The sequence below is a fragment of the Roseivivax halodurans JCM 10272 genome, from assembly GCF_000521785.1.
Lineage (GTDB): Bacteria > Pseudomonadota > Alphaproteobacteria > Rhodobacterales > Rhodobacteraceae > Roseivivax > Roseivivax halodurans.
The window spans coordinates 1-13387 of sequence record NZ_JALZ01000055.1 but is presented as its reverse complement, the minus strand read 5'-3'; the positions used below and the strand labels follow the sequence as shown (position 1 = coordinate 13387).

At 56.8% G+C, this 13387-nt stretch carries 7 protein-coding genes; 3 read left to right on the top strand and 4 right to left on the bottom strand.

The window, feature by feature from the left end; genetic code table 11:
• Together OCH239_RS19970 and OCH239_RS19965 are read left to right on the top strand one after the other, a co-directional pair.
• A partial coding sequence (locus tag OCH239_RS19970) for an NAD(P)H-dependent oxidoreductase (RefSeq protein WP_037266905.1) occupies window positions 1-580 on the top strand: 580 nt, incomplete at its 5' end.
• 349 nt (window positions 581-929) lie between these two features.
• Window positions 930-1352, top strand: coding sequence for a VOC family protein (locus tag OCH239_RS19965; RefSeq protein ID WP_037266906.1), 423 nt, complete (start codon window positions 930-932; stop codon window positions 1350-1352).
• A gap of 800 nt (window positions 1353-2152) precedes the next feature.
• On the opposite strand, the gene OCH239_RS19960 is transcribed toward OCH239_RS19965, so the two are convergent.
• From OCH239_RS19960 to OCH239_RS19950, 3 genes are all read right to left on the bottom strand, one after another.
• On the bottom strand, window positions 2153-6679 hold the full coding sequence (locus tag OCH239_RS19960; protein WP_037266903.1) for a Hint domain-containing protein: 4527 nt from the start codon (window positions 6677-6679) through the stop codon (window positions 2153-2155).
• Window positions 6676-7047, bottom strand: coding sequence for a hypothetical protein (locus OCH239_RS19955; protein ID WP_037266901.1), 372 nt, complete (start codon window positions 7045-7047; stop codon window positions 6676-6678). The genes OCH239_RS19960 and OCH239_RS19955 overlap by 4 nt, the downstream gene beginning before the upstream one ends.
• A 1456-nt stretch (window positions 7048-8503) precedes the next feature.
• The gene (locus OCH239_RS19950; RefSeq protein ID WP_037266899.1) at window positions 8504-10723 is read right to left on the bottom strand and encodes a KAP family P-loop NTPase fold protein; all 2220 of its coding nucleotides are present in this window, start codon (window positions 10721-10723) and stop codon (window positions 8504-8506) included.
• A gap of 690 nt (window positions 10724-11413) precedes the next feature.
• Here OCH239_RS19950 and OCH239_RS19945 point away from each other — a divergent pair.
• The gene (locus tag OCH239_RS19945) at window positions 11414-12277 is read left to right on the top strand and encodes a hypothetical protein (RefSeq protein WP_037266897.1); all 864 of its coding nucleotides are present in this window, start codon (window positions 11414-11416) and stop codon (window positions 12275-12277) included.
• Between the two features lies 1 nt (window position 12278).
• Here the strand turns inward: OCH239_RS19945 and OCH239_RS22405 are convergent.
• Window positions 12279-13111 (bottom strand): IS5 family transposase gene (locus OCH239_RS22405; RefSeq protein WP_157577986.1). Its coding sequence is split into 2 segments (ribosomal slippage): window positions 12279-12775 and window positions 12775-13111, totalling 834 coding nucleotides; the frame shifts between segments, so codons are not numbered across the junction.
• Window positions 13112-13387: the final 276 nt, after the last annotated feature.

The window sequence follows — 13387 nt, the reverse complement described above, 5'->3', positions numbered from 1 at the left end:
CGCGCGGCACTACGCGGACCGCGCGCAGTCAGACCGCTTCGCTCCCCTTGCCGAGCAACGCCACGCCTGGCACGCCGACAGCTTGCCCGAAGATGTCCTGAAGGAGATCGGCAATCTCGAACGAGCGGATCTCGTCATCCTTCAATTCCCGCTCTGGTGGCACGGTCCGCCTGCAATCCTCAAAGGGTGGATGGACCGCGTCTTCGTGAGTGGAGGCCTCTACAGCAGCCGGATGCGCTACGGCACGGGCTATTTCAAGGGACGACGCGCCATCGTATCCGTGACCACCGGCGCGCCGCGCGCCGCCTTCGGCCCGGGAAGCCGGGGCGGAGATTTCGAGACAATGCTCTGGCCGATGCAATATTCGCTGCACTACATGGGCTTCTCGGTTCTACCGCCCTTTATTTCCTATGGAGTGCAGGGGCATGGCTACAGCTACGAAGACCAAAGTAGCTTGGAAGAGAGGTTAAGGGGCAACCTCGTAGCCTGGTCGTCACACCTCGCAGAGCTGGGGGACGTCGAAGCGCTTTGGTTCCCTGACTGGCCCGACTGGAACGAGGACGGCAGCGCAACCGGTTAGTGGCGTCAATTCCCTGGTCTGTCGGGTGGGAGTGATTTCGATCAATCCCAGCCAAAATGACATTCGGGGCGGGTCTGATTTGTCCCGCACACGAGCCGCTCAGGCCATCCGCGGCGAAGGTCGGGACCGTAGCCCTTCTTGTCCAATGCTACAAAGACCCTGAATGTCCGGACTGGTTGCATCCAGCGCACGAGGGCGAGTAGTTTGTCCCCACCAGAAACAGGTTAGGTCGGTGCGGTTGGCCCGACCCCCGCAACACGGGTCCTTTCGCGCATCGGCGCTTCGATTGTCGCGTCCCATGGTCCAAGCGCCTGCGCATGTCGCGCAGGCGAAATGAAAGGACATGGACATGCAGCACCAGATCTCAGTCGTGACCCTAGGCGTTTCCGATCTCGAGAGATCGAAGAGGTTCTACCGGGATGGCTTCGGCTGGACCCCGGTGTTCGAGAACGAGGAGATCGTTTTCTACCAGATGAATGGCTTCGTCTTCGGCACATGGCTGAAAGGCTCGCTCGAAGTGGACACAAGGGTTCGGGAACTGCCTGCCTCGGGGGCGATGTCCCTCGCCCACAACGTCTCCGAGGAAGGAGAGGTGCAAGCCGTCATGAGTGCGCTCGTGGCAGCCGGCGCGACCGTTCTCCGCGAGGCTGACGCTCCGCCCCAAGGTGGCGTGCGAGGTTATGTAGCTGACCCCGACGGCCACATTTGGGAGATCGCGTGGAATCCAGCCTGGCCAATCAATGAAGAGGGCCACGTCGTCTTCGGGGTGTGATGTAACCCGGGTCTGGACGGAAGAGCATCCACGAATTCGGCCAGACCCTTAATGCGAAAAGCGGCGGTCCAGTCCTTGATGGCGAACGTCCGGAACGTCAGCGCTGCTGACCTTTGATCCGCCCTCTACGGAGGCCCGGAGCCAGCCCGAAGCGGTCATCTTAGTTCGGAACCTAGCCTCCATGCTGCAGCTGCGAAATCCCGAGGCCACCTTCTCCGAAGCGGACGTCCGGCAAGACGATGTCGCACGCTGCCGGTCGGCGGGCGCACGAAGGGGTGCGGAGCGCAGACAGCGACCTTCGCAAACTCAGTAGTCTGACGGACTCGTGCGACGTTTCGTGCTGCGATGCGTACGCTGAAGGAGACGTTCGCCGCAGGAGCATCATCGTGCGGAGTCCGGCGGTCGGCACTGCGGACGTTGCGGTCATTCCGCGAGCAACCGATGCGGCTGCAACATAACACTGGAAGCGCCCGATAGACCGGCAACCGACTTTCGGCGTGGCGAAGTGGATCGCCGAAGCAGTTATTAAACGCGGGGCCGAAGAGAGAAAACGGCCTCAAAATTCAATTTCATTAACGCGTCCGGTCTATTCGTGGCGCATAGACAATTCGGACCCACTTACAACCTGTAGGTTCCCCGTCGAGACGCAGAGGACGGATTTTCGATCATATTGCGCCCGATACCGACATCCCCAACGTTCCTGTTAAGGATACAACCAAACGCCGGAAGCGGATCGAGATGGGATACACGGCAAAGGGGGGAAAATGAGGTCCAGTACGCCTGATCCCGACAGAACCGGCCTATAAAATGAAGTCACCCGTTGCGAGCGAGGAGGTTTGTGTGACCATAATTTCCAGGTCAGCCACCTTGTCGCCAGTTGTGTCGGCACGAACGAGTACATCCTTTCCGGAAGTTGCGTACCAGACAGAGTAGGCCGCCGCGACCTTGCCTGCGAAGGCGAATGCCTGGTCGCCAGCCGCCTTGGTGTTCGCGTCTATTGCCGACAGGTCGAAATCGTCGATCGAGGATACGAAGTCGTAGACCACATCGCGCCGGGCACCCGCCTGACTTTCTGACGTCGCTGTGAAAATGAAGACGTCGCGCTGCCCGTCATCGGCGCCCGCGTAAAGGTAGTCTTTCCCGGCCTCACCGCGAAGCCGGTCTGACCCGGCATCGCCGTAGAGAGTGTCGTCCCCATTTCCGCCGTAAAGGTAATCGTTGCCGACCCGACCCGATAGCTTATCGGCTCCGTCCGCACCCCAAAGAGTATTGCTCAAGCTATTTCCGCGTAAGTCATCGTTATGGGCAGATCCGTACAGGTTCTCGATCGACACGAAGACGTCACCTGCCGCTTCGCCGGTGTTCTTTGCCGAGGATTGAAGGTCCACACGTACCGCCGCTCCGGCCTGACTGTATTGGGCCCGGTCCGTACCCGCCCCGCCGTCGAGCCGGTCGGGGTTCAATCCGCCGATGAGAATGTCATTTCCTTCGCCGCCTGTGAGAATGTCGGCCCCCATGCCACCATAGAGTGTATCGTTGCCAGATCCCCCGTCCAGTGCATCGACGCCGCCCAGGCCCTCCAGCCGGTCGTTCCCTGCTCGTCCGATCAGCACATCTGCGATCGCGCGACCTATCATGGTGTCGTCGTGATCGGTTGCCTCGAAGCCTTCCACACCGACGAATTGATCGTCGGCTACCACTGCAGATGATTTGGACTGGGTTGTTAGGTTGATCGTAATCCCTTCGGTCAGAGTTCTGTAGCTCACGACATCGAAGCCGAACCCACCCAAGGCCGCATCGACACCCTTTCCCAATACCAGGATATCGTTGCCCGCCTCCCCCCACAGGAAGTTCGATCCGGCATCGCCGTAAAGAATATCATCGAGGTTCGAACCGATGAGACCGTTGATGTTGCGATAGATGTCTCCCTTGGCCTCACCCGTGTTCAGGCTCGGCCTCAAAAGCGAAGCCGTAACCCCCTGAGCTGCGCGCTGATACGACGCAAAATCCGGCTGGCTGTCGGCGAAGCCATCCAAGATGTCAGCACCCGCGCCGCCTTCGAGCACGTTGCGATTGGCGTTGCCTACGAGGTGGTCATTGAACCGCGACCCGACCAAATTAGTGATATGGAACAGTTTATCGCCGGCGGCGTCGCCACCTTTATAAGTCTTGGTCGCCAAGTTGAGCTGTACGGCCGCACCCGAGCGGGAATACCCCGCTGTTGAAAAGTCAAGGAAGTTCTCGGCCTTTGCCGGGTCAGTCCCGCTCACGCCGGCTATAATGTCTGCGCCCGCGCCGCCTTCGATGTAATCGCGGCCGAAGTCGCCGTAGAGTGTATCATTTCCCAATCCGCCGATCAGAACGTCGTCACCTTCACCACCACGGATGAGGTCGTTACCCGATCCACCGTCGATCCAATCCCAGCCGGTCCCGCCAAGCAGCGTGTCGTTGCCACCACGGCCAATCACGATGTCGTCGCTCGCTTCGATTTCCGCGGCGCCCACTTTTATCCGGCCCGTTCCGATATCCTCGAACCGGTAGGAGGCGTTGTCCGGAGCAATCCAAAAGTCGCGTCCGGACGTCTCTCCGGTCACAAGGTTCGTAGAGCCACTGACCGACTTGCCAGTAACGCTAGTGTAGCCGACCGAGGACATATTGCCATCATAGAGCAACCGAAGCGTCGCGCTCCCATCTGCATGCAGGGTCGTCGTCACCGCATCGGCGAGAATTTTCGCGGCGCCTGGGATCGTATCGACATCAGCTACCTTTATCTCAATCTGAGCCCGGCCTCCGGCCACCTTGGAGATAGTGACGTCGCCAGGATCCACGTTCAGCCCCATCAGCGCGATCGAATGCAAAAAACCCTGAAGGCCGCCATTAAAGTCGTTCTGGTTAAGGTTGTTCAGCCGCAGGCTTTGCGCCTGGGTAAGTGTGATCGCCCATCCGGCAGCGAAAACGCTGTCCGGTTCGGCCGCTATCAGCGCATTGATGGTATCCCGGTCTTGCTGGTAGCGCCCGTATTCCTCGGAAGCAGCCAGATGCGAGGAGAACAGCATGCTGTCGGTCGCGGTAGAATTGGCCGCCGCACGCTTAACTAAGAGATCACCACCGATCGGCTGAGCCTCCTTCAGGAAAGACAGCACCGCGCCGTCGACCATCTTTTCGGCAGAATTCACTCTTGTGCCGTTTACGAAAAACTTCAGCTTGCCGTCGCCATCGACATCAATCGACATCTTCTGGAGAACGCGGATCAAAGGGTTGGCGTCGAGGCCCGTTAGATCTCGGTGGCCTTTACCGACCGAATAGTTGTCGATATGGGCGTTTGCCAGTTCCAGAGCCTCGATGTTGCGCAGATAGCTTTGCGTAAGATCGCGCACCGCAAGACCGATATCCTCGGTCGTCTGCTCCGGGAAGCCGTCGAGCGCGGCCCATAGCGTCCAGAACTTGTAATCACCACTGAAGCCCCCCTCGTTCGCCTTAGTGGCAAACAGATCGATCCATGCCCGCGGATCTGGATCGTCTCCGAATAGGTTGCCGAGGAACGTCCCCAATAGTGCGCCCACGAAGGCGCCCACGCCCGGCAAGAGAATGTTACCTACAAAGGTTGCCGTAGTTGTCCCGCCCGCGAAACTGAGTGCCGTCGAAGTGCCTATGATGGAGCCGAATGATCCCCCGATCGAACCTTGCAGGGAGGTGGGTGCGAGCACTTTGCCTGCCAGCTGCGAGCCGAAGAACGCGCCCGCGGCGCCGCCCACGGCACCCCACGGCGCGGACCAGTCCATGTGGCTTAGGGCCGACGTCGGGTTGCGTGCGACCTGCTCTAGGACTGAGCCTGCATATGTCGAGGCGGTGAACGAGAACAGGTCACTGCCGAACCCGTCGAGTCCAAGGCTCTCGCCCAGTTCCGCCACCATGATAGAGACCGCGCCCGTTGAAAGGGCCGCGTTGAATTCCGACCCGATATCGCCCATCTGGCGCATCGATTTGCTGAACGAGGAGCCGATATTTAGCTGCGATCCGTCAAAGCGGTGAAACCCGGTATCGGTAATAACCTCCGCTAGGTTCTCGGTCACGAGACCGAGTGCCGTGCCGGCCAAGAGCTTCTCGAATTGGCTACCGTCTTTAACGAGCGCCTGACCGAGTTGTGTACCGAATGTCCGCCCAAGGTTTCCGGCAAAGTCAACGGTAGCCTGGCTGTCGTTATGCACCCGTACACCGCCCGCGACATAGGTGTGAAGACCCTCGACCTCGAAGTTGTAGCATCGCCAGGCAGAGGGGGCCGAGTGGTGCGCCAAACCATCGCCAGCGGCCCGTGGCAATTGCAACGCGGCCTCAAAGGCACCGGCGGTGGAAACCGACCAAGCTATCTGCTCGGCGCTCACGGGCCTCAGCGTGCCATCGCGCAGTACAATGCGCGGCGTCTCGTCTTCGAGAATGTCGTCGATGCGACGGAACACACCGTTTTCATCGAGAAAGGAATGACTGGGTGTCACGGTCAGTGACCCACTGCTCCAGGTAAGCCGCAACCACTCGGTAGTCTCGTTGGTGAACAAACGAACGACACGGGCGGACACGAGCTCGCCGCGCCCTTCATCGGCATGACCATCAAAGGCGATTACCAGATCTCCGGGCCGGATCTGCTCGATTGGCATGTCGCCGTTCGGTGTCGCTATGAGCGTACCGGCGGGGAAGCAGTGCTGTTCTTCTTCGAGCTTGTCGATAAGCACGCGAAGCGAGTGGCCCGAGCTGTCCTTGACGACAACAAGGTTTTCTCCGACCCGAACTCCATTGGAATGAATTGCCTCCGAAAGGACATCCCATGTCTCTGAAAAAACGTAGGTAACATTCGGATTGAAACCCCTCGGATGCCCGAAAACATCGGCCCAAACCCCGAAGACACCGGGCGAATTGAACACCACAGCTTGAGCGGCCGGTATGTAGGTTGACGTGAGTTGGCTGACCGTACCCCCAAGAGAGTGTCCAACAAAGACGACACTCGGCGTCTTTCCGTAGGCAAGCTGGACCGATTGCAGCGAGACCTCGGTTAGTGCTACGGCCTCAAAATACTGTGCCGTCGCGCCGCCAATTGCTAATCCGGCGTCCTGCAATAAGTCCATCGGGTTGAGGAAGTTCGTACCTGCAGAGGCAACGACTAGGGTATTAGATTTCGAGTTGTATGCCGAGAACCCATTGTAGCCCGTCATGAAGTCAGTGGACTGGTTCATTAAGGCATAGCCGGCTGGCAGTTGGGCTGCGAGCACATCCGGTGCTGAGTAAGCGATGGCAGAAAGGTTCGCGTAGTCGAGAATTAGCTTAGGGTCGGTCATTGTTTAGGGCTTTCAACGGCCGCGCCGATCTCGTCCACGAAACCCAAGAGGCGGCCATCGAACAGAGCCCGATCAGCGTAGTCGCGAGGGATAAGGGTCAAATATCCTGCGGGGAGGGTTAAGCGGATTTCGAGGTAATCCCGGCCGGGAATGCTCCTCGCGCAGACGTGATACGAATAGATTAGAGCTGTTTCATATTGCCGACAGGTTTGCGTGACCATGTTGCCACTTGCGGTTACGTCCGTGACGAACTGCGTCGCAATTTCGCGATCGGACGCAAGAGATCGTCCGACAAGGTACAGAACGATCTGTTCCACTATGATGGCTGCGAAGAGCACAATGGCAAGATTTCGGAAGAACGTGCGCATACTACTTTCATGCACCTCCTAACAATTACGGCGAAACGCGCGGTTTTTGCGTCGGCGCGCAAAATTCTGAGGCCTTCGTCGGGACAAAATGGCGAACTACTACATATCTTTCTAGCATTGCCGTGCCTCCGCGGTGTGCAATGCGGATACCGCAGTTTCGACGCAATACTTTTCCTCGATCTTCGCACTGACTGGCATCGGTGCCACACCGGCTCACCGGATTGCATACCTAATCTGAAATATTTTGAGCAGGGTTGCGCACCTGGCGGTCGACCTATCGAGAAGCGAGACTGAGCGCAGCCGCATCTAAGGTCTTCATTCATACGTCTTTGCCAAAAATATCTGCCACATTATTCCACTTTAGGGCCGCCTACGAGCTGGCGCCGTTGGCATAGTTTACAAGAACGGCGGCAGCGCCCCACGGAGAGAACGATCCGCCCGGAGGCTAGTGTCGAGACATGCTCGTGCCGTTCCGATACCGGGGGTGTGACGGCGCCGACGATTCGCCGCCTGATCAACGAATTACGGCCGAAATTGAAATCGCTCAACAAAAATGCGCTGTATCACAATATATTCTCATAACGAAATATGTCATGAAAATACTATGATGCTTAACTTGCCCCCCGGGGGCCGCATCGACCTGGTGGAATTGCAACACCGCATTTTCGGAAGCGATTATTTCAAGGGCCACCACGGTTGAATTGGACGGATTGGATCTCATGAAGAGTGTGTAGCAAGTCTTAGCTAGGGCCCGAACCTCTGAAGACGTCGGGCCAGCCGTTGAGAGGTGGACTTGATGGTCCATCGTCCCACGCTGGACTCGCCGCAAGACAGCTTCGAGCGCATTATGGCCAGGTTCGCCAGCCCCGGATTGCACGTGCAGCCACGCCTTGTGCGTTGCGAAGGGCTCGAAGCCGCCTTGCTGAAATGCGGCGCACCGATCGCAACGGTCGAACATATGGTCCACCCGCGAGCACCCGGGGCGACGTCAGCAGGCAGCCCAAAGTCGACCTCCGCGTTCGGAGCTGTGCCCTCATGCTGCATCTGCGAAATTATGAGGTTCCTTTCCTGGAAACGGACGTTCAACACTGCGATGCTGAGTGCTTTGGTGCGGCGGGGTCCACCGAGGGTGGCGACGCGGAGAAATCGGAATTTGTAAAGTACGTGCGAAACGCATGGTTTGATGTGCGCGACCGGCCTCAAGCGGAATGTCAGCTTATAGTACAATCGCTGTGGTTGCAGCCCGCTTTCCGAACATTCACTGTTAATGCGAAATCCAGATGCTTAAGTTTTTGTATTGCCTGCGAAAGAATTATTCTTACCTAGTTTGCTGATGCGCGAACGCAAGCGAATTAGATTCATTGGCGGGGCGAGATTTCATTGATCGCAATGGGAAGATTATACATTCGAATTGCGATCTCGGCTTGTTGCCCGCAACGCCGAGCGGGCGTTTTGGCTAGAAGTTTCTCGCCTGCTTGATTGCGTCTCGAATGTCGCGCGCCTCCGTTGCATGCTCACCCTCAGCAAGCACGTCTAAGCGTTCTACAACCGCATCAGCATCCTCAAAGAAGGTTTCGAGCGTCCGTCGATGGAGTGGGTAGTAAACTCGATCACTGACAGCATAGCCGCGCATCTCTTGTAGGAACTTGAGGAAGACTTCGTCGTCATTCGTCACCCTTTTGACCCATGTCTGTGGCTCTTCGTCCCCAGACATATCGCGCCAACCGTACATGAACCCGCTTATATCTGGCATCGCGAGAATCCGGTCCTGCAACTCCTTGTCCGATATCCGCTTGCGGGCGATATCAAGTAGCTCTTGCAACAGGTCTTCTGAGAACACCCATTCATCCGGCGAAGTCCTTTGCTCACCGTTTCCGGCGTGACCATGATGGAATAGCTCAGTTCGAAGCAAGCCGCCAACAATCCAGTTTAGCGAAGCGCAATCAGCCGCAATCCATTGTGCAAGTTCGTGGTGCTGTTCGGATTTTATGCCCTTCAGTCGCCGCAAGCATTCCCCGACAACTCTGCCAGCGAGTCGATCGAGCGAAGGTGCGAAAAACCTTGGTACATTATCAATCTCAAGAACAGTATCCATGACCTCACAGATACCAGTCACCATTCCGAGTAGTTGCTCCTGTTCCAGCCCACCAATTACACCATCGTCTAGCCTGTCCAGAATGTGCTCAAACCACGTTTTCCCGGACTGCCTTGTTTCTCCGGCGTACCCTGCAAGGCTTTCAATCAGCCCGCGGACATCTTCTCGCGAAAGGCGGAGAACTTCGTCAAAGTCGGCGTCTGACATGACAGTTTTGGGGCCGGTAAGGGCAAAGTAGAACCGGTAGTGAAAAGGACTCCCTAGCCGCTTGAGGGATACAAATTCCTCATCCTTGTGTTGGGGTGTAGCAGCGAACGCCGTGTCTTTTGCAGGATTCATCGCCTCTATGCCAGGAACAAAAGTAGATGCATGCCAAATGGAGCGAGAGGAGTCCGGCTTCTTTGAAGGAAGAAGTGCTTTTAATTCCTTGCCGCATCGCTTCTTGTCATCAGTGCCGACCATGCCGTCGCCGCTGACAATGATGGAGCGAACAGCGAGGTAGTTTTCTAACCATTTGTAAAACTTGAAGTGCGTGGTCTTTATGAGGTGCAACCTACAGAAATCTGGAAAGTAAACGTCATCCACCACGGATGGGTAGGTGAATCTTATTCCGTTGAGTGCCAGCTTAACTTCGCGTGGGGTAGTCAGACCTTGGCCTTCTCGATCGACACCACTCTTGAGGTCTCCCAAAGCATCACCTGCTAGGTCAACGCCATGCGCGTCTCTATAGAGCTTGAGTGCCTCCTGTCGAAACTGTGATCGCAAATCAAATGGTTCGGGCAGCGGAATAGCAAAGGTCAGTTGCACGATCTTTTGCAGAAAAAGATCACCGTCTTTTACTTTGAGGCCTTCACTCAATGCATCAGCCAAGACATCTCTGTCATAGCACATGAGGTAGGCCACTTTTGGGAAATCCGCGACCGACCGAACTAGCCGAACAACTTCTACAGCTTGCGCCGGTTCCAGCCGGTCAAGGTCGTCCAATATGACGACAAAGCTGACATCCAATGCGCGAATTCTTTCAATGATCTTCGCCTTCAATTCGGTAGGCGTCGGTGGATGCTCTGCCGCGTTTTCCATGACGTTGGCAGCGGTACCTAAGACGTCACCTGCTGCTTGCATGCCGGGCACTACGTATCCCGCCAACGTAGCTATCGGCGCAAGTTTCCGCGCGGTTTGGCTTCCATAGGTTGAGATCAAATCGCGAAGCTGACCGAAATTTTCCGCGACTTCAGCGTCGGCTTTCTGCTCAGGCGTAGCACTCTCGTTTTCGATGCGATGAAGCACGTCCGCTATGGGTTCCAAAACCGAATTGACCAGTGATGCTGCATCGCCGTTCAGCCAAGGTGCGACTGTGATTGTGTGAATCTGCTCCGCTTCAGCCCCTTCAAGTTCTGAGCGAAGGAAGTTCACTAACGAGGTTTTGCCGGATCCCCAACGCCCCTCTAAGCCGATGACCATCCCATCGCCCTTGGAAGCCTCTATAATGCGAGGCGCGAGTTTCTCGGCGATACCCACGAAACCAAACTCATCATCGTCGTTGGCTTCTACAGCGCGGTCAGAGTCGAGTTCTTTAGCCATGTATTCTGCCTCACAGGAGAGTTTTGTACGTCTGGACTACTGTTTCGTCCGAACCCTCATTAGTTCAACGTGCAGCGAGGGAGGCACGGATAACCTAGCGTCACGGAAGTAGCAAGTGAAGAATTAGATCGTCAAGGCAAACAGAGTTCATGCGATTGTCACCACTTTATTAACTAGGCAAATTGCTTCAAATCGCTGTGTCCACTGAGGCATCAAGACGAATGGTGAGCTAAGCAGGAGCTAAACTCGCGACGCACTGAGCAAAAAAGAGTTGCTTAAATAACTGCCCTCTTAATTGATGCTAAGGAGCACTGCGTTTGCAGCGAATGGCCCCCTTCTCGAACTGTCTGCAGGAGCAGCTACGCCGCGAGGGTCGGCCCGATCATGTCCGGTTTGGGCTGCCTGCTGACATCATGCTGAGCTTCCGCAGGTGAACTCGTTGCTCCACCGCGGTCATCATCGCGCTGCATCGCCGTAAGGCGGCTTCGAGACCGGGTTGGTGGATGCTGCGTAGTGTGCGAGCGGCGGCTATGCGCAAAAGAGCGGGCGAAGCAAAGCTCAGCGCACGGCCCAAACGCGCCCCCCCAGTGAGATAGTGTGCGTCGCGCCGAAGAGGTTTAGTCGGTGACAATGTTCAAGCGCCGCACTACCGTCACGAAAGCAAATGGCCCGAAGGACTTCGAGTAAGAGATGGCTTATACAGCAACCGTGTTATCAGTGATGATTGCTTCACCGGGCGACGTGACCGAGGAGCGGAACCTAATTCGAGATATTATTCACGAATGGAACGACATTAACTCAAAGGCAACCGAATGTGTTCTTTTGCCTGTAGGCTGGGAAACTCACTCTGCGCCTGATTTGGGTGGGCGCGCCCAAGAGATCATCAACAAGAGCGTGGAGCATTGCGACCTACTGGTAGGAGTATTTTGGACCCGACTAGGAACACCCACTGGCGACTTCGAGAGTGGTACGGTTGAAGAGATCAAACGGCATATCAGCGAAGGGAAGCCGGCAATGGTCTACTTTTCCACGGCTCCGGTGGCCCCACAAAGTCTCGATCCGACGCAATACGCCGCTCTTGAAGAGTTTAAGAGGTGGTGCTTTGGACAGGGCCTTGTCGAAAGCTACGATAACATCTCAGATTTTTCTGAAAAATTTAGACGTCACCTTCAAATGAAAGTCCGGGACAATTCAGAACTCGCCAAATGCGCTTCGCAGGAAGCAGTAGACTTTATTCAGGTCTACAGTTCTGCGCAAGATGTTGCTGTAGATGAGCGGTTATCGGACGAAGCGCGGCGTCTATTGATTGAAGCCGCAAAAGACAAAAGCGGCACCGTCATGCATGTGCGTTACCTTAATGGGCAAGCTATCCAGACCAACGGAATCAATTTTGCGGATTCAAAAGATCGGAGGTCAATCGCCCGTTGGGAAGCCGCGCTTGAACAGCTCAAAAGCGAAGAGTTGATAGTTGAGCGCGGCTACAAGGGAGAAGTTTTCGAAATGACAGCTAAAGGCTACGAAGTGGCCGACAAATTGTCTCATACCGCCAGCTAGGTCATGTTGACAAATGGTGTAGCCACAGCCGGATCGAAGTGATGTCGATGAAGCCCAGGAAGCTCTCCGCAGTCTTGTCGTATCGGGTTGCGACCCGGCGGGCATTTTTCAGCTTGTTGAAGCAGCGTTCGACGAGATTACGCAGCTTGTAGAGCGATCGATCCACGCCGACGCGCACCTTGCGGGACTTTCGCATCGGGATGACCGGCAAGGCGTGACGTTGCTCCATTGTTCTGCGAATGCCGTCCGCGTCGTATCCCCGGTCGGCGAGCAAGACGCTCGGTGCAGGCAGATTGTCGGCCATCACCAGGTCAAAGCCGAGATAGTCCGATGTTTGGCCCGGTGTGATCTCCGTCCTCATTGGCAAGCCGTGCGCGTTGACGAGGAGGTGGATCTTGGTCGTGAAGGGGAAGGTGGTCCAGAAAACGATCCGGGGGATCGTTTTCTCACCGGCCGCCCGAGAACGGCCGAGACCCGGTCGCGGAGTCCCCTTTTTGAGCCCGCCGCCTGATGATGTGCGCGTACCACTGTGCTGTCGATCATCTGGAGCGCGTCCGGCACGGCACCGCTCCGGTTCAGCGCGTCCATGATGTCCTCCCAGAGCCCTGCCAAGGTCCAGCGCCGGAACTGCCGGTAGACACTCGACCACTTGCCGAACTCCTCGGGCAGGTCCCGCCACGGGGCTCCGGTTCGGGCGATCCAGAAAATCCCATCGAGAACAAGTCGGTGGTTGATCGGTTTGCGCCCGTTCGGGGCGCGGACGGCCAAGATGAACGGCTCAAAGAACGCCCACTCGTCGTCGGACATCAGGTCTCGTGCCAAGCTGGTCTCCATCGCAGTTGACAGCTTGAATCACGCCTATCGGGCGCTGTGAATCCCTTTTGTCTACACGGCCTAATCAAAGCGATTCCCTTTCAACTCTACTTCCTGCAATAGCGACCTGCGGGCGGCTTCGGGCAGGAGCAGGCGTTGGGGCAGATATCTTGCACGCTCGCTTCGTCCGCACTGCTGCCCGTCAGGCCCTCGCGGATGATGCATCTGCGGCGAATGTCAGCTGCTGCACGCGGCGCCGCAGCATCGAACGCCTCCCATGCGCGGCAGAGGACGGAC

What these genes read in the sequence shown, in the direction of transcription:
- OCH239_RS19945 (WP_037266897.1), top strand. Translation starts at nt 11,414, where the DNA reads ATGGCTTATACAGCAACCGTGTTATCAGTGATGATTGCTTCACCGGGC.
- OCH239_RS19960 (WP_037266903.1), bottom strand. Translation starts at nt 6,679, where the DNA reads ATGACCGACCCTAAGCTAATTCTCGACTACGCGAACCTTTCTGCCATC.
- OCH239_RS19955 (WP_037266901.1), bottom strand. Translation starts at nt 7,047, where the DNA reads ATGCGCACGTTCTTCCGAAATCTTGCCATTGTGCTCTTCGCAGCCATC.
- OCH239_RS19950 (WP_037266899.1), bottom strand. Translation starts at nt 10,723, where the DNA reads ATGGCTAAAGAACTCGACTCTGACCGCGCTGTAGAAGCCAACGACGAT.
- OCH239_RS19965 (WP_037266906.1), top strand. Translation starts at nt 930, where the DNA reads ATGCAGCACCAGATCTCAGTCGTGACCCTAGGCGTTTCCGATCTCGAG.